This window comes from Streptomyces sp. STAM6, from assembly GCF_054963715.1.
The window spans coordinates 24,319-41,198 of the sequence record NZ_JBUEFZ010000029.1; the positions used below are offsets into that span (position 1 = coordinate 24,319).

Annotated in this window: 11 protein-coding genes; 7 read left to right on the forward strand and 4 right to left on the reverse strand. The window is 73.1% G+C overall.

From position 1 onward, the window contains the following. Window positions 1-504 precede the first annotated feature (504 nt). Together ACY34K_RS26450 and ACY34K_RS26455 are read right to left on the reverse strand one after the other, a co-directional pair. On the reverse strand, window positions 505-1,422 hold the full coding sequence (locus tag ACY34K_RS26450) for a S1 family peptidase (RefSeq protein ID WP_462751366.1): 918 nt from the start codon (window positions 1,420-1,422) through the stop codon (window positions 505-507). A 694-nt stretch (window positions 1,423-2,116) separates the two neighbouring features. Further along, window positions 2,117-3,664 carry an MFS transporter gene (locus tag ACY34K_RS26455; protein WP_462751368.1) on the reverse strand — a complete coding sequence of 516 codons (1,548 nt, stop codon included), beginning with the start codon at window positions 3,662-3,664 and terminating at the stop codon, window positions 2,117-2,119. A gap of 331 nt (window positions 3,665-3,995) precedes the next feature. Between ACY34K_RS26455 and ACY34K_RS26460 the strand changes: the two genes are divergently transcribed. The 5 genes from ACY34K_RS26460 (at window position 3,996) to ACY34K_RS26480 (ending at window position 10,713) form a co-directional block, all read left to right on the forward strand. After that, on the forward strand, window positions 3,996-6,095 hold the full coding sequence (locus tag ACY34K_RS26460; protein ID WP_462751370.1) for a PEP/pyruvate-binding domain-containing protein: 2,100 nt from the start codon (window positions 3,996-3,998) through the stop codon (window positions 6,093-6,095). Beyond that, on the forward strand, window positions 6,092-7,000 hold the full coding sequence (locus tag ACY34K_RS26465) for a hypothetical protein (protein WP_462751372.1): 909 nt from the start codon (window positions 6,092-6,094) through the stop codon (window positions 6,998-7,000). The genes ACY34K_RS26460 and ACY34K_RS26465 overlap by 4 nt, the downstream gene beginning before the upstream one ends. 134 nt (window positions 7,001-7,134) lie before the next feature. Next, window positions 7,135-7,836: a phosphatase domain-containing putative toxin gene (locus tag ACY34K_RS26470; protein ID WP_462751374.1), complete on the forward strand. Its 702-nt coding sequence runs from the start codon at window positions 7,135-7,137 to the stop codon at window positions 7,834-7,836. Window positions 7,837-8,695: 859 nt separating this feature from the next. Beyond that, complete coding sequence (locus ACY34K_RS26475) at window positions 8,696-9,472, forward strand: alpha/beta fold hydrolase (protein WP_462751376.1); 777 nt, start codon at window positions 8,696-8,698, stop codon at window positions 9,470-9,472. Continuing rightward, window positions 9,469-10,713, forward strand: a complete 1,245-nt coding sequence (locus ACY34K_RS26480) for a cytochrome P450 (RefSeq protein ID WP_462751378.1) — start codon at window positions 9,469-9,471, stop codon at window positions 10,711-10,713. The genes ACY34K_RS26475 and ACY34K_RS26480 overlap by 4 nt, the downstream gene beginning before the upstream one ends. On the opposite strand, the gene ACY34K_RS26485 is transcribed toward ACY34K_RS26480, so the two are convergent. Next, on the reverse strand, window positions 10,670-11,869 hold the full coding sequence (locus tag ACY34K_RS26485; protein WP_462751380.1) for an anhydro-N-acetylmuramic acid kinase: 1,200 nt from the start codon (window positions 11,867-11,869) through the stop codon (window positions 10,670-10,672). The two genes, ACY34K_RS26480 and ACY34K_RS26485, sit on opposite strands and share 44 nt — an antisense overlap. A gap of 14 nt (window positions 11,870-11,883) precedes the next feature. Further along, window positions 11,884-13,251, reverse strand: a complete 1,368-nt coding sequence (locus tag ACY34K_RS26490) for an MFS transporter (protein WP_462751382.1) — start codon at window positions 13,249-13,251, stop codon at window positions 11,884-11,886. Between the two features lie 216 nt (window positions 13,252-13,467). Here ACY34K_RS26490 and ACY34K_RS26495 point away from each other — a divergent pair, with 216 nt between their 5' ends. Both ACY34K_RS26495 and ACY34K_RS26500 read left to right on the forward strand, forming a co-directional pair. Continuing rightward, window positions 13,468-15,528, forward strand: coding sequence for a transglycosylase domain-containing protein (locus ACY34K_RS26495; protein WP_462751384.1), 2,061 nt, complete (start codon window positions 13,468-13,470; stop codon window positions 15,526-15,528). Continuing rightward, complete coding sequence (locus ACY34K_RS26500) at window positions 15,525-16,832, forward strand: polysaccharide deacetylase family protein (protein ID WP_462751385.1); 1,308 nt, start codon at window positions 15,525-15,527, stop codon at window positions 16,830-16,832. The genes ACY34K_RS26495 and ACY34K_RS26500 overlap by 4 nt, the downstream gene beginning before the upstream one ends. Window positions 16,833-16,880: the final 48 nt, after the last annotated feature.

Consider the following 16,880-nt stretch of genomic DNA (forward strand, 5'->3'; position numbering starts at 1 on the left):
CTCCTCCCACCGCGTCGCGGCCGCTGCCGTCCCGGCCTGCGTCGATCCGGGTGGCTCCGTCGGCGGCGCCGCGTCCGGAGGCCGGTGATGTGGGGTTCGCACAGCCGTAGTTGTTCTCCACCAACAGGCTGTCGCCCCGGCGCATCGGCGAATTGCCGGCGCGTCGGGGCGCCCGGAGCGGCCACGGCGACGGCAGGCGCGAGTGCAAGGGCGGGCGCTCTGCGGGGCACTGGGCTCCTGGTTCGCGTACGTCGTACGGCGCGTCGAGCGGCCCGCGACGTCGGAGCCGCGCCGTGCAGTGTCCGTGCGCATGCCGAACCGCTCTCCAGCAGGAACGGCCGGAGGGCGGGCACGGGCCGCGATGCCGGGGGACCGGCGGTCCGCCCGGGGCGGCCGCCGGTCCGGTCGTGGAGCGGGGGAGCGCGGTGCCCAGGGCGTGTTTCGAAAGTAGCGTCGTCCGCCCGGAGGGGCGGGCCCCGGCTGGACGGGACTTTCGAAACCGCCCTAGAAGACGCTCACGCCGTACGCGCTCAGCGCCTCCGTCACGGGCTGGAAGAACGTGGTGCCGCCGGAGGAGCAGTTGCCGCTGCCGCCGGACGTCAGTCCGAGCGCGGTGGAGCCGGCGAAGAGGGCGCCGCCGCTGTCGCCGGGCTCGGCGCAGACGTTGGTCTGGATCAGGCCGTAGACGATGTCGCCGTTGCCGTAGTTGACGGTGGCGTTCAGTCCGGTGACCGTGCCGCCGCGCAGGCCCGTGGTGCTGCCGCTGCGCTGGACGGACTGGCCGACGTAGGCGTTCCCGGCGGAGGTGATGTCCCGGTAGCCGCCGTTGTAGAGGTAGACCCGGCCGTCGGCCGCCGAGGCGCTGGAGTGCCGGATGATGCCGTAGTCGTTGCCGGGGAAGCTGGACCCGGTGCGGGTTCCGAGCAGTGTGGTGTTGGCGGAGTTGGTGTACCAGGTGCTTGCGATGTCGGTGCAGTGGCCGGCCGTCAGGGCGTAATAGGTGCTGCCGCTGCGCACGTTGAAGCCGAGCGAGCAGCGTCCGCCGCCCGCGTAGATGGCCTGGCCGCCCGCGATGAGCTTGTTGAACGTGCCGGGGGTGCGCTTGATCTCCAGAGCGCCGGCGCGGCTGCCGGCGGCCTCCTTGATACGGGCGATCTCGACGGCCGAGACGGTGGAGTCCGCGGTCACCACGAGTTTGCCCGACGCGGCGTCCGTGTACCACGCGGTGCCCGGGACGTCGGCTCCCAGGACGGCCTCGCTCGCCCGGGCCAGCTGGGCCGTGGTGACCCGCGCGTGGTCGGTCGGCTCGGCCGCCGCGCTCGGGCTCGCAAGCGCGGCGGCGGTCAGCAGAGCGGCTGCGACGGCGGTCAGCCGCGCGCCTCTCGCCTTGGCGCCGAGGGGGGTGAAGCGCTTGGTGTTCACTACATCCTCCGGTGGGGGATCCGGGGCCCGCTGGGTGGGCGGGCCCGAGGGCGCGCCGGAGGCCTTCACCCGACGGCTGAGTGTCCGTCATGTGCCTGACAATCCGGCGCGGTAGGAATCCTGGGCTTCGGTCATCGAACGGGCAAGATCGCCTTTCGGTCGCGCTACGCGCGTTCGTGTCCCGCGCGGGCCCGGGGGCCGGGGGAGGCGCGGCGGCCGGGGCATGGATCGCGGGGGCGGTGGGGCCCCGCCGCGCGGGAGGTCCGGTGTGCAGCAAAGGGCGCCAGTTTGCTGAAAGCCCGTCAGGTCATGTACGCGGCACGGGGAGAGGGGCGGGGAGTTGCGGGGTGGTGTCCGGCAGTGGTGATCAATAAGCGGAAGGAAGTATGCCGTTTGTGCTGTTCATGCTTCAACTGGCAGCCGGGAAAGGTGCGTCCGGCGAATCGCCGCCGGTGGCCGGCGACGCGGGGCGGGGACAGACGCCGGTGCGTCAGCCGGGCGGTGGCTCCTGCAACGGCGGCCCCCCGGCGGCGGAGTGCCGTTCCGCGTCCGGCCCGGGTGCGGCGGCACCGGAAGGACGTGGACACGCGCCGGCGGCCGGTGGGCAGGCCGCCGCGTGCGCCACTCCGTTATGCCTCGATCACTCCCGTTCGCCCGCCGGGCCGGTGTGTCCGGATTCCGTCGCCGACCGGCGTCAGAGCTGTCCGGGCCCCACTCCACCCTTGAGGCGTTCGATGTCCGAGGGACGCACCTGGATCACCAGGACGGCGATCAGCGCGGCGACCACGGTGAAGATCGCGGCCACGATGAACGCCAGGGAGACGCCCGCCGTCAGCACCTCGTCGGCCCAGGGCGGAGGCAGTTCTCCGGTCCGCTGGAACCGCAGCCGTTCCACAGGTGTCGCCTGGGCCAGGTAGTTCGCCACCTGCTTCTCGGCCTCGTTGGCGCTGGCCGTGCCGAAGACCGTGACCAGGATGGACAGTCCGAGCGCTCCACCGACCTGCTGAGTGGCGTTCAGCAGACCGGACGCGGCGCCCGACTCGTGGACCGGCACATTGGACAGCGCCATCAGGGTGAGCGACACGAACTGCATGCCCATGCCGAGGCTGAAGACGAGCATCGGACCCAGGATGCTGCCCAGGTACGTCGAGTCGACGTCCGTCAGTGTCAGCCAGCCCAGACCCACCGCCGCGAGCAGCGCCCCCATCACCATGAACGGCTTGGGCCCGAACCGGGGGAGGAACTGGGAAGCCAGGCCCGCGCCCACCGCGATGACCGCGCTCACCGGCAGGAACGCCAGGCCGGCCTCCAGTGGGCTGAAGTCCAGTACGTTCTGCACGAAGAGCGTCAGGAAGAAGAACATGCCGAAGATCGCGGCCGCCAGGCTGAGCATCATGCCGTACGTGCCGGCCCGGTTGCGGTCGGCGAACATGTGCAGAGGTGTGATCGGCTGCCGGGAGCGCTTCTCCACCAGGATGAACAGGCCGAGCACCACCACGGCGGCGACGAAGGACGCGATCGTCAGCGCGTCGCGCCAGCCCTCCTGCGCGGCCCGGATGAACCCGTAGACCAGCAGCACCATGCCGAGGGTCGATGTGAGCGCACCGGCGAAGTCGAAGTTGCCGGGATGGCGTTCGGACTCCTTGATCCAGCGCGGCGTGGCCAGGACGATGAGCAGTCCGATCGGCACGTTGACGAAGAACACCCAGCGCCAGTCCAGCCACTCCACGAGCATGCCGCCCGCGAGCAGCCCGATCGCGCCGCCGCCAGCCGACACCGCGGCGAAGACGCCGAAGGCCCGGTTGCGCTCCGGGCCTTCCGGGAACGTCGTGCTGATCAGGGCGAGCGAGGTCGGGGACGCGATCGCGCCGCCCACGCCCTGCAGGGCGCGCGCGGCCAGCAACTGGGCCTCGTTCTGCGCCAGCCCGCCGAGCAGGGAGGCCACGATGAACAGCACCACGCCGAACATGAAGACCCTGCGCCGGCCGAGGATGTCGCCCATGCGACCGCCCAGCAGCAACAGGCCGCCGAAGGTGAGCGTGTAGGCGTTGACCACCCAGGAGAGCGAGGTCGTCGAGAAGTCCAGCGCGCTCTGGATGTGCGGCAGCGCGATGTTCACGATGGTGATGTCGAGCACCACCATCAGCTGGCACGAGGCGATGACCAGCAGCGCGATTCCCCTGCCGCCGCCCTTCTCGGGGGTGGCGGCCTGCGGGGCAGGGGTCGGCTGAGGCGTGGTCATGGCGAGATCGCCCTCCGTCGGAGGGCGGGTGGACGGTGCCTGGGACCAGGCGGCGTGGCCGTCCACCATTCGAAGGTAAGCCCGGCGGGGGAACGTCACCAGTCGATCAAGGGCAGGGGCGTGATGCGCCTCGGGAGCGGCCCATCGGGGCGTCCAGAACCGGGACTTGGGCAGTGGGGGCCCTCGGACCGGGCGGCTGGCCCGCCCCCGGGTGCGATCCACCGATCGCGGGGACGGCGCAAGGCGTACAGAGTGGGCGAAAGGCCGTGTTCCGGCGCGGCCCGTACGCAGGCCGTCAGTGCGACTGTCGGCGTGACCGAAGGAGGCTGCTGTGGGCATCGGCCTGGAGCGGCTGGCGGTGATCCCGCTGGACGCCGAGGAGGCCCGGGACCCGGCGGTGACCGGGGCCAAGGCGGCGAACCTCGCCCGTGCCGCCGCGGCCGGGCTGCCGGTTCTGCCGGGGTTCGCCCTCGTCCCCGACCGGTCGGTGGCCGACGACCGCCCGGCGGCCGGACCGGCGCGCGGCGAGGCCGCCGTACGGGCCGCCTGGCGGAACCTGACCGGCGAAAGCGGCCCCTCCCTGGTTGTACGGTCCTCTTCGGCACACGAGGACGCGACGGACTCCTCGATGGCGGGCCTCTTCGCCTCCGTCCTGGACGTCCGCGGCTGGGAGGGGTTCGTCACCGCGGTGCGCACGGTCCTCGACTCCGCCCTCCGCCTGAACGTGCCGCCGCCGGCCGGTCGCGCGGACCCCGGTGTCGCGCCCGGCGGAATGGCCGTCCTGGTCCAGCCCATGCTGCACACCGCCGTGGGCGGAGTGATGTTCGGTGCCGACCCCGTCGCCGGCCGCGAGGACCGCATCCTCGTCAGCGTCGTCCGCGGCGGCCCGGAACAGCTGCTGGCCGGGACCGCGCAGGGCGTGCGCTACCAGCTGACCCGCCACGGCAGGCTGGTCGGCACCGAGCCGCGCGAACCCCGCCGGGGCCGGCTGCTCGGCCGCCGCCACGTCTGCCGGCTGGTGCGGCTGGCCCGGCACGCGGAGCGCGTCTTCGGCGGGCCGCAGGACATGGAGTTCGGCTTCGACGCCGACAACCGCCTCTGGCTCTTCCAGGCCCGCCCGATCACCGCCATGGGCCTGCGGGCCGCGCGCGGCGCCCGGCTGCTCGGGCCCGGCCCGGTCGCCGAGACGTTCCCGGGTGTGCTCCAGCCCCTGGAGGAGGACCTGTGGCTCACACCCATGTCCCACGGACTGACCCTGGCCCTCGACGCCGCCGGGACGGCCCCTCGACGCCGGCTGCGCAGCCTGCGAGTGGTCACCACGGTCGACGGGCGGGCGGCGGCCGATCTGAGGCTGCTCGGCGCGGTACCCTCCGCACACCCCGTCCTCGACTTCATCAACCCCGTCCCCGGGGCCCGGCGCGCCTCGGCGGCCTGGCGCGTGGGACGGCTGCGCACCGTGCTGCCGCTTCTCGCGGTCGATCTGATGGCCGACGTCGACCATGAGCTGGCCGAGCTCCCGGCGCCGCGCGCGATGCTGTCGGGCCAGATCCTGGCCGCCCTGAACTGGGGCCGCAACACCCTGTCGGCCCTGCACGCCCAGGAATCCCTGGCCGGGTCCCTGCTCGGCCAGGGCAGCGGCGTCACGGCCGTCGGCGAGGCCCTGGCCCTGCTCGCCGAGGGACGGGCCCGCGGTACGCCCGACGACGAGCTGCTGGGCCGCCACCCCGTCCTGCTGTGCCTGTCACCGCCCTCGCTGGCACGCCGGCCCCGGCTGCCCGAGCGGACCGGCTGGACCGGCGCCACCCGCGGTGTCGGTTCGCTCCCGGTCCGTGAGGGACTCCGGCTCAGGGCGAGGTGGGTCCAGGAGATGCAGGCGAGCCTCGTCCGGGAGTGCGCGACCCGCCTGGAGGGCTCCGGCCGACCGGCCGCGCTGTCCGAGCTCGCCGCGCTGCGCTGGGAGGAACTCGTCGCCCTGCTGAACGGCTCCCCGGCCCCCGCCGACCTGGACGAGCGGCGGCCGCGGCCCGAGGCGCCCCCGCTCCCCGCGGCGTTCCGCCTCTCGCCCGAGGGCAGACCGGTGGCAGAGCGGCTCGGCTCGCGCGGCACCGGCGACGGGCAGGGCGCGGGCGGCGGCTACGGCACCGGCACGGCCTGGCACGGGCACGGCCCGCGGCCCGACCACCCGGTCCTCATCACGCGCGCACTGGACCCCGCACTGGCCGCCGAGCTCCCCGACCTGGCCGGTCTGGTCGCCGAGACCGGCAGCGTGCTGTCCCACCTCGCGGTACTCGCGCGCGAGTACAAGGTGCCCACGGTCGTCGGCGTGCCGGACGCCGTCGAGCGGTACCCGCAGGGCACACGGCTGAGCGTGGACGGCACGAGCGGCGCCGTGACCCCCACGGACCCGGCCGCGGACGAGGACGCGGCGTGAAGTACGTCAGCTATCTCCTGGGTGGCGCGGCCGCGGTGGCGGCCGGCGTCTACCTCTTCGTGTACCTCTACCGCTGGGAGTGGCAGCGCGCGCTCACCAGCGGTGTGCTGCTGCTGATCGTCGAGGTCTTCCTGGTGGCCACGGTGCTGCTGTCCCGGATCGGGCGCCTGGAGGAGAGGATCGCCCAGAGCGAGGCGCGGGCCGAGGAGGTGCGCCAGCGCATGGAGCAGAGCCGGGAAGCGGCGGCGGAGCGGTTCCGCTGGCTGGACACCCGGCCGGAGGAGGACCGCAACAGCACGTTCGTCTTCATCCCGGTGCTGATGGCTGCAGGGGTCGCGCTCTCCGCCGTCGCCTTCGTCATCCAGAAGATCGCGGGCGCCACGGGGCGCGCCGAGGCGGAGCGCCGGCTGGCCGGCCGCCTGGTGAACCTGGCGGCCCCGCCGGGCGGCGTCCGGACGGCCGGGCCCGGGCTGGAGGAGCGGCCCGCCGTTCCGCCGGGCCGGCCCGCACGGGCCCTCCTCCGGGTCGGGCTGGGACTGGCGGGTGCCGGACTGCTCGCCTACCTCACGTTCTTCCTGGCCGACACGATCCAGAGCCGCCAGACGCGGCCCCCGGCCTCCGCGGGCACCACCGTGGTCTTCCGCGTCGAGGTGCGCAGCGGTCACAGCGTGACGGGCCTCGACCTGGCCGCCCGCGACCTGTGGGAGACCTGCCGCCGGTCCACCGCCCAGTCCCGCAAGAACGCGCCGCTCACCTCCCTGGACACGGGTGTGTACGCGGGGGTGCTGCGGCCGGCGCTGGCGCCGCACGACCTGGTGCGGCTGCGAGGCTGTCTCCAGGACCTCACCGCCAACCGGGCGCAGGCGGTCGTGCTCGGGGAGGGGCAGGCGCTTCCGACGCCCTGACGAGAGCCCCACTTTATGAAATGTCTGATTTGGGGTGAATGTGCGCTACGTCACAAACTTCGACCTTTGGTCCCCCGCTCGGGTTATCGTCGCGGAGGACACCCCTCCCACGCCCCAAGGTGATCGCCCTCGTGATGCCCGCCCCCACCGCCCCGCTCACCCCTACCACGGCCTCCCGGGCCGGCCGTTTCCATCCGGCCCTCCGCAAGACGGTGAAGATCCTGCTTCTGAGCGCCCTCGGCTACGTCGCCGTCTGGCTCGTCGCCACGCTCGGCATGCTCGGCATCCACGCGCTGGCCGCCCAGAAGGAGACCTCAGGGGTGCGGCTGGAAGGGATCAACCACTTCACGGCGGTCGACGACCGGGTGTGGCGGGGCTCCGCGCCCAATGAGGCCGGCTACCGCGCCCTCGCCGAGCGCGGCATCCATACCGTGGTCGACCTTCGCGCCGAGAAGATGACCGCCAAGCAGCTCGCCTTGCCGCAGACGGCCGGCCTGGACGTCGTCCGCCTGCCCATCCGGGACGGCCAGACGCCCACGAAGGAGCAGGTCGAGCAGTTCATGAAGACGGTCGAATCCTCGTCCGGCCCGGTGTACGTGCACTGTGGCGCCGGCGTCGGCCGCACCGGCTCCATGGCCGCCGCCTACCTCGTGCGCACCGGTGAGGCGACGAACACGCAGGCCGCCCTGCGCAACCTCGCGGTCGGCCCGCCGTCGATCGAGCAGGTCTGGTACGCGCTGTCGAGCAAGGACGAGAAGATGGAGCAGCCGCCGGCCGCCGTCGAGGCCATGAGCCGCCTGCTGGACGCGCCGCGCCGCATCAAGGCCACCCTCTGACCCAACGGCCGGCCATCGCGCCGGCCGGACAGCGGCCCCGGCCGCCGACCGCCGAGAAGGGCGGCATCCGCCACGGATGCCGCCCTTCCGCGCGCCCGGCCGCCGGGCCGGTGCGCGGGCGGCCAGCCGGGGCCGCGGTGCGTCGGGGGCCGGTCCGGTGCATGCCAGGGGGGCGATCGGGAGGTGTGATGCCCGGTCGGCGTGCCGGGGGCCTGCCTGGCGGGCGTCTCAGGTGCGTGTTTGGGGCGTGCAGGGTGGACGCCTGGTTGGCGGGGCTGGTGTGTGCCGGATGGGTGATCCGTGGGGTGGGGCCGCTCGGCCGGTCGGGGTGGTGCGTGGGTCGGCCGGTCCGGTGCATGCCCGGTGGGCGATCGGGAGGTGTGTCTGGTCGGCGCGCCGGGGTCCTGGGGCAGCGTGCCTGTGCCTGTGGCGGTGCTTCTGGTGGGCGCCCTGGTCGGCGCGCCCGGTGCCTGCCGGGTGGGCGAGCCGGGGTGTGCCTGAGGAGGGTGGGGCCGCTCGGCCGGTCGGGGGTGGTGCATGGGTCGGCTGGTCCGGTGCGCGCCCGGTCGGCGGTCCGAGGGTGCCAGCCCGGTGGCACGCCGGGTGTGCCTGGTGGGAGCCGGGTGGGCGATCCGGGGTGGGGGCGCTCGGCCGGCCCGGGGCGGGCCCGGTCGGCGTGCACCGTGCGCGGTCAGGCCGGTAGGCCCGGTGCTCGGCCCGGTCCGCGTGGGGCGGAGGGTCGGCGGACGCTGCCGCCCGCACCGCCGCTCGCGTGTACGCTCGCACGCGCTCTTGTGGCCCACCGGGGACGGGGCCAAGGTGGTGGGCGTCCGGCCGAACCCTCCCGGTAGGAGCGCCCGTGACCCCTTTCGTCCTGCCCCATGAGCTGATCGGCGACGGGCCCCACCGGGTTTTCGCCGTACACGGCTGGCTCGCCGACCGCCACGCCTACGCGCCGGTCCTACAGGACCTCGACCGCACCGCCTTCACCTACGCGGTCGTTGACCTGCGCGGCTACGGCGAGGCCAGGGACGCCGCGGGCGCGTACACCACCCAGGAGGCGGCAACCGACCTGCTCGGGCTCGCCGACCGGCTCGGATGGGACCGCTTCTCCCTAATCGGGCACTCCATGGGCGGCAGCGTCGTCCAGCGCGTCCTGGCGGCCGCGCCCGGCAGGGTCCGCCGGCTCGTCGGGGTGTCCCCGGTCCCCGCGGCCGGACTGCCCCTGCCGCCGGAGCAGTGGGAACTGTTCGCCGGGGCCGCCGAACGTCCCGAGAACCGACGGATCATCATCGACACCACCACAGGCGGTCAGCGCCCCGCCGCCTGGCTGGACCGCATGGTGCGCCGCTCCCTGGAACGCAGCGATCCCAAGGCCTTGCGCGCCTGGCTCGACTCCTGGGCCTGCGAGGACTTCCACACCGAGATCGACGGCAGTCAGGTGCCCGCCCTCGCGGTGGTCGGGGCACTCGACCCGGCTCTCGGCGCCGATTTGATGCGCCGCACCTGGCTGCGCTGGTACGCCGGCGGCCTGCTCACCGAACTGCCGCGCGCCGGGCACTGCGCCATGGACGAGACACCTCTCGAACTCCTGCGCACCGTCGAGGACTTCCTGCGTGCGGACGGCACCGCGTGACGGTACGCACGGACGTGTTCGACCCCCGCGTCTACGCCCGGGGACTGCCGCACGACGCCTACCGCGAACTCCGCGACCACGCGCCCGTCGCCTGGCAGGAGGAGTACGAGGTGCTGGGCTGGCCCGCGGGACCCGGCTTCTGGGCCGTCACCCGCCACCATGACGTGGTGCGGGTCCTCAAGGACGCCCGGCGGTTCTCCTCGTACCTCGGCGCCACCCAGATCCGCGACCCGGACCCGGCCGACCTGCCGTTCATCCGGCGCATGATGCTCAACCAGGACCCTCCCGGCCACGGTCGGCTCAGACGGCTCGTCAGCCGCGCCTTCACCCCCGGCCGCACCGACCGCTTCGAGGCGAACGCCCGTGCCCGGGCCCGGCGGCTGCTGGAGGCGGCCGTCGCCGCCGCCCGGGACGGCGACGGCAGCGTCGACGTCGTCCGTGCCGTCACCGACGAGTACGCCCTGCTCAACCTCGCCGATCTGCTCGGTGTGCCGGAGACCGACCGCGGCCTGCTGCTGGCCTGGACCGAGCGCGTCATCGCCTACCAGGACCCCGACGAGCCGGCGGTCCTCGGCCCGGACGGCCGACCCGTCAATCCGCGCTCGCCCGCCCTGCTCAAGGAGATGTTCGACTACGCCCAGCGACTCGCGGCGTACAAGCGCGACCACCCCGCCGACGACGTCCTCACCTCGCTCGCGCACGCCGGGCTCCTCGACGGAGAGCTGGAGATGTTCTTCTTCCTGCTGACGGTCGCCGGCAACGACACCGTCCGCAGCGCCGCCCCGGGCGGCCTCCTCGCCCTCGCCGAACATCCCGACCAGCAGCGGCGGCTGCGGACCGGGGACGCCGCACCGGCGACCGCCGTCGAGGAGCTGCTGCGCGTCCACCCGCCGGTGCTGAGCTTCCGCCGCACCGCCGCCGAGGACCGCGAGCTCGCCGGGCAGCCGGTCCGCGCGGGGGACAAGGTCGTCGTCTTCCACGCCTCCGCCAACCATGACGAACGCGTCTTCCCCGACCCCCACCGCCTGGACCTGGCCCGCACCCCGAACCCGCACGTCTCCTTCGGCGACGGGCCGCACGTCTGCCTGGGCGCGCACTTCGCCCGCCTCCAGCTCCGCGTGCTCCACGAGGAGGCGCTGCGTGCCCTGCCCCCGTACACCCTGGCGGCCGGGCCGGCGCGGCTGGTCTCGAACTTCATCAACGGGCTGAAGACACTGCCCCTGCGGTTCCCGCGATCCTGAGCCGGACCGGTGCCGTGTCCACCGGGCGCGGCAGGCGCAGGGCCCGGCGGCCGGGGGTGATCGAGCCGAGGACGCGGGCGCCCCGGGCGCCCGTGCAGGAGGGGACCGTGCCCGGCAGGCCGTGGGCCGTCAGGAAGCCGAGGACCGCGAAGGCGTAGGCCTCCTTCGCGGCCGAGGGCAGTCCGAGCTCGTCGGAGGTGCGCAGCGGGACACCGGGCAGGGCCCTGCGCAGCATGGCCATCATCGCCGCATTGCGGGTGCCGCCGCCGGAGGCGATGACCTCGGTGGCGGCAGCCCCGCGGACCGCGTCGGCCACCGTGCGGGCCGTGAGGGCGGTGAGGGTGGCGACGACGTCCTCGGGCGGGAGCGATTCGTGCCCCGTCAGCGCCCGGCGGAGGTAGGCGGGGTGGAACAGCTCCTTGCCGGTCGTCTTCGGCGGGGCCTTCGCGTAGTACGGCTCGTCGAGGAGCCGGTCCAGCAGCCCCGGGTCGACCCGGCCCCGGGAGGCGAGCGCGCCGTCCTCGTCGAAGGAGCGGCGACCGCCGGTGAAGTGGTGGACCGCCGCGTCGACGAGCGCGTTCGCCGGACCGGTGTCGTGGGCGACCGGGCCCGCTGCACCGCCGGCCACCGTGATGTTGGCGATGCCTCCGAGGTTGAGGGCGACCGGGACGCCCGGGCGCCCGCGCAGCCACAGCACGTCCACGATGCTCACCAGGGGCGCGCCCTGGCCACCGGCGGCGACGTCCCGGGGACGGAAGCCGGAGACCACCGGGCAGCCGGTGGCCTCCGCGATCCAGGCGGGGGACCCCAGCTGCAGGGTGCCGTGCACTCGGCCGTCCTCCGTCCAGTGATAGAGGGTCTGGCCGTGCGAGGCGACCAGGTCGGGGTGGCGGCGGCCGCACAGTTCCCGTGCCGCCCGCACGGCGAGGGCCGCGAACGCCTGTCCGATCCGGGTGTCGAGCAGGCAGACGTCCCGCATCGTGGTGGCGGCCGGCGGCAGTGCGGCGGCCAGGGCGGTACGCACGTCGTCGGGGTAGGCCTCGCTCACCGTGCCCAGCGGGGTCAGAACGAGGGTGTCTCCGTCAAACGCGAGGTCCGCGGCAGCGGCGTCCACCGCGTCGTGGGAGGTTCCCGACATCAGCCCGACGACCCGCATCCCGTCCTCCTCCGTCAGTCGCGCAGGGCGCGCTGGTGGTCGTCGCCGCGCAGGGTGGTCAGGGCGAGCGCGCTGACCGCACAGGTGCCCGCCACATAGAACGCGGGGATGTCGGCGTCTCCCGTCCGCTTGATCATTTCGGTGATGACGAGCCCCGCGCAACCGGAGAAGACGGCGTTGGACAGCGCGTACGCCAGACCCAGACCGGTGTGGCGGACCCGGGTGGGGAACATCTCGGCCAGCATCGCCGGGCCGGGGCCCGCCATCAGACCGACGACCGCCCCCGCGCCGACCACCCCGAGCCCCTTGGCGCCCGCCGGGGCACCGGCGTCCTGCAACAGGTCGAGCAGCGGGAACGCGAGGACCGCGGCCAGCACCGCCCCGCCCGTCATCACCGCACGCCGGCCGATCCGGTCGCTGAGGGCGCCGGCCGGGACGATGGCGGCGGCGAACCCGAGGTTGGCGAGGACGGTGGCCAGCAGCGCCTGCCGGAAGCTCGCGTCGAGCACGCCCTGCAGATACGACGGCATGACGACGAGGAAGGTGTAGCCGGCGGCGGACCACCCCATGAGCCGTCCGGTGCCCAGCGCGATCGCCGCGGCCACCTCGCGCCCGCTCGCCCTCCCGCCGGGGGAGCCGGCCGGTTCCTCCCGCGTCCGCCCCGTCCTCCGCGTCCGCCGGAACGAAGGGGTCTCCTCGAGCCTGAGCCGCAGCCACAGGGCGACCAGACCCAGCGGCAGCGTCAGCAGGAACGGCACCCGCCAACCCCAGGAGACGAGTTGGGCTTCGCTCAGCACGGTGGCGAGCAGTGCCGCCGTGCCCGCGCCGCAGAGCAGGCCGAGCGCCACGGTGAACGACTGCCACGAGCCGTACAGCCCGCGCCGGCCCGGCGGCGCGAACTCCGTCATGAGCGCGACGGCCCCGCCGAACTCCCCGCCGGCCGAGAGTCCCTGGACGATCCGCAGGAACGTCAGCAGCCAGGGGGCCGCGGCGCCCGCCGTCGCGTACGTCGGCAGCAGGCCGATCAGGGTCGTGGCGCCGGTCATCAGCAGGAGGACGAGGACCAGGGTGGGGCGCCGGCCCGCGCGGTCCCCGATCCGGCCGAACACGGCGGCGCCGACGGGGCGGAAGAAGAAGGCCAGCGCGAACGCCGCGTACGTCCTGACGAGGGCTTCCGCGTCGCTGCCGCCGTCCGGCGTGAAGAAGTTGGCTGCGATGATCGTGGCGAAGTATCCGTAGACGCCGAACTCGTACCACTCGACGAGGTTGCCCACCGATCCCGCCACCAGCGCCCGGCGGGAGCCGGGGTGCCCGGCGGCGCTCCCGGCAGGAGGGTCGGCGGGGTCGGGCGATCCGGCCGGTTCGTGCACGGAGGTGGTCATGCGGTTGCACTTTCCCGTTCCGGGTGTGACGTACCGGATGCCCTGTTCCAATGGGACTTTCGAACGAGCCTGTTATCTTTGCGTGACGTCGCGGACGTGACTCTCGGTCATGCTTTGGGGAGTGGTTCCGTGGTGGATTCGTCGCGCCGGTAATACAGATGTCGGACGGACGCCCGCGGTTGCGTGCGCCAAGCCGCAAGTCATGGCTGGACGGGGATGACCAGGCACATCAACTACAAAAAGGCCGTCGACACCCTGCGTGCGGCGGTGAGGCCAGCGACCGGGGCGCGTGGGAAGCGGGCGAAGCCCCGCGCTTCCCGCGGGTTCCGTCCGCGCAGGCCCGACTATCCACGCGCCGGCAGAGCCGGCTGGCGCCGCTGGATACCGTCGTGGCGCCAGCTCCTCGCCTCGTTCCTGACGGTCACGGCGACCCTGGTCGGCATCGTGACCGTCGCCTACGCGCGCACGGAGATACCCGACGACCTCAACGCCTTCGCCACCCAGCAGGACAACGTCTACTACTGGGCGGACGGCACCCGGATGGCCCGCACGGGCTGGGTCAGCCGCCAGGAGATGCCCCTGGACAAGATCCCCGAGGACGTCCGGTGGGCCGTACTCGCCGCCGAGAACGCCGGGTTCTACTCCGACCCCGGCATCTCGGTGGGCGGTGTCACCCGCGCCCTGTGGCGGACGGTCGGCGAGGGCGACACCCAGGGCGGCTCCACCATCACCCAGCAGTACGTCAAGAACGTCTACCTCAGCCAGGACCAGTCGTTCTCCCGCAAGTTCACCGAGATGCTGCTCGCCATCAAGCTCGACCGGCACCTCAGCAAGGACCAGATCCTCGAGGAGTACCTCAACACCAGCTGGTTCGGCCGGGGCACCTACGGCCTCCAGCGGGCCTCCCAGGCGTACTACGGCAAGGAGGTCACCCAGCTGAACGCCAGCGAGGGCGCCTTCCTCGCCGCGGTGCTCAAGGGCGCCTCCCTCTACGACCCGGCGCTCGGGCCGAAGAACCGCGAGCGCGCCGTCGAACGGTGGTCGTGGACCCTGGACCGGATGGTCGAGATCGGCAAGCTGTCCCCGGAGGAGCGGGCCCGCTACACGAAGTTCCCCGAACCCAGGAAACCGACCAGGCCCCACAGTGCCGGCGGACAGGACGGCTACCTCGTCGAACTCGCCGAGGCCTACGCCAAACGGGCCGGACGCATCACCGACGCCCAGTTCGACCTCGGCGGCTACCAGATCTACACGACCTTCGAGAAGCCGCGCATGACCGCCCTCACGAAGGCCGTCAACGACGCGCGCACGTCCCTCGACCCCAAGGACCGCAAGGCCGACCAGTACACACGGTTCGGTGCCGCCTCGGTCGCCCCCGACGGTCGCATACTCGCCGTCCACGGCGGTCCCGACTTCCAGAAACAGGCCTTCAACGAGTCCAACGCGGCCACCGTCCCCGCCGGAACCGTGTTCACGCCGTTCGTCTACGCCTCCGCCCTCGAACACGGCGTCCAGCGCAAGCGCACCGGCCCCCGCACCCCGGTCAGCCCCTCGACGCTCTACGACGGCGACGACGGCACCCCACTGATGACCCCGGAAGGCCCCTACTGGGACCGCGGCGGCAAGATGCTCAAGGGGCACAACCTCGACGGCCGCTCGCACGGCCGCATCACCCTGCGCCGGGCCATGGCCGAATCCGCGGACGCGCCGTTCCTGCAGCTCGGCATGGACGTCGGCCTCGACCGGGTGCGCGGTACCGCCGAGTCGGCCGGACTGCTCGCCTCCAGCTTCGGGCCGCCCGTACCGGACTTCGCCCTCGGCAACTCCACCCCGAGTGCCATCCGCATGGCCAGCGCGTACAGCATGTTCGCCGCCCGCGGCACGCACACCGAGCCGTACTCGGTCCTGCGCGTCACCCGCAACGGCGAGCCGGTGCCCCTGGTCAAGCCCCGCGCCGAGCGCGCCGTGAGCGCCGCGGTCGCGGGCCAGGTCACCGACGCCCTCGCACGCCAGGGGCGCCCCGGCACTGCGGGGAAGGCCGGCGGCAACCGTGAGGACACGGCCCGCTGGTACGCCGGCTACGACGGCACCCAATCCACGGCCGTCGTCGTCTACCGCATGGACCTCGCCAAGAGCCTCGCGCCGCTGCCGCTGAAGGGACTCGGCGGAGACTCCCCGGCCGAGGCACTGCGGCCGGCCGCCATCTGGAACCAGTACACGGACGCGGTGAAGGGCAGCACCGGCCGCGCCGCAACCGAGCGGGAGAAGTCGAGATGATCCGGAACCACCCGACCGTGCGGCGCCTGTGGGCCCGCGCGAGCACGCGCGGCGTCGGCCTGGGCGTCGCCGCGGTGCTCGTCGCCACCGGAGCGACGCTGATCCCGCTCGCCGTCGGTGACGCGTCCGACGGCGACCCGGCGGGGACGGCCACACGCACGACCGCACCCGCGCCCCGGCCGCCGGCCGGGCAGAAGGGCGGGAGCGGCAAGAACGCCGAGGACGAGCAGTGGGACGGGAAGGTCAGAATCCTGGGAGACGGGTCCACCAGCTACACCGGCCCGCAGCCCGGACAGTTGAAGGCCGAACGGCTGAAGCCCGGGCAGAAGCCTCCCCAGTTCGTGGTCTTCTCCTGGGACGGCGCCCTGGAGGGCGACGACCGGCTCTTCTCCCGCTTCCGCCGCGTGGCCAAGGAGAGCGGCGCCCATATGACGCTCTTCCTCACCGGCATCTACCTGCTGCCGGACGAGAAGAAGAACCTCTACCGGCCGCCGCAGCACGGCGTCGGCTCGGCCGCCATCTCCTACCCCACCCGTGAGCACATCCGGATGACCCTGGACCAGCTCGGAAAGGCGTGGAAGGAGGGCCACGAGATCGGTTCACACTTCAACGGCCACTTCTGCGGGGCCAAGGGAGGCGGCGACTGGAGCACGGCCGAGTGGACCAGTGAGATCGACCAGTTCTACTCCTTCGTGCAGAACTGGAAGACCAACACCGGCTTCCAGGACATCGACCCACTGCCCTTCGACCCCACCCGTGAGGTGGTCGGCGGGCGCGCCCCCTGCCTCGAAGGACAGAAGACCCTCATATCGGCGTCCAAGCCCTTCGGATGGCGCTACGACGCCAGCTCCTCCGGCGACTTCCAGATATGGCCGTCCAAGAAGAACGGCGTCTGGGACCTCCCCCTGCAAATGCTTCCGTTCCCCGGCAAGGATTTCCAGGTGCTGTCCATGGACTTCAACTACCTCTACAACCAGTCCCAGGGCCTCACCAACGGCGATCCGGCGAAATACGCCACCTGGCGGAAGCAGACCCGGGACTCCTACCTCGCCGGATTCGAGCGGGTGTTCCACGGCAGCCGGGCGCCGATGTTCATCGGCAACCACTTCGAGAACTGGAACGGTGGCATCTACATGGATGCCGTCGAGGACGTGATGAAGGACGTCTGCCGGCGCAAGGAGACCCGCTGCGTCTCCTTCCGTGAACTGACCGACTGGCTCGACGCACAGGACCCCAAGGTCCTGGCCCAGTGGCGGACGCTCGACCCCGCCCAGCCGGCCGGCTGGGCCTCGCTGACCCCGTGACCGCGGCGGCGCGAGGGCCGGGACACCACCGGTGACCGGCCCCCGCGC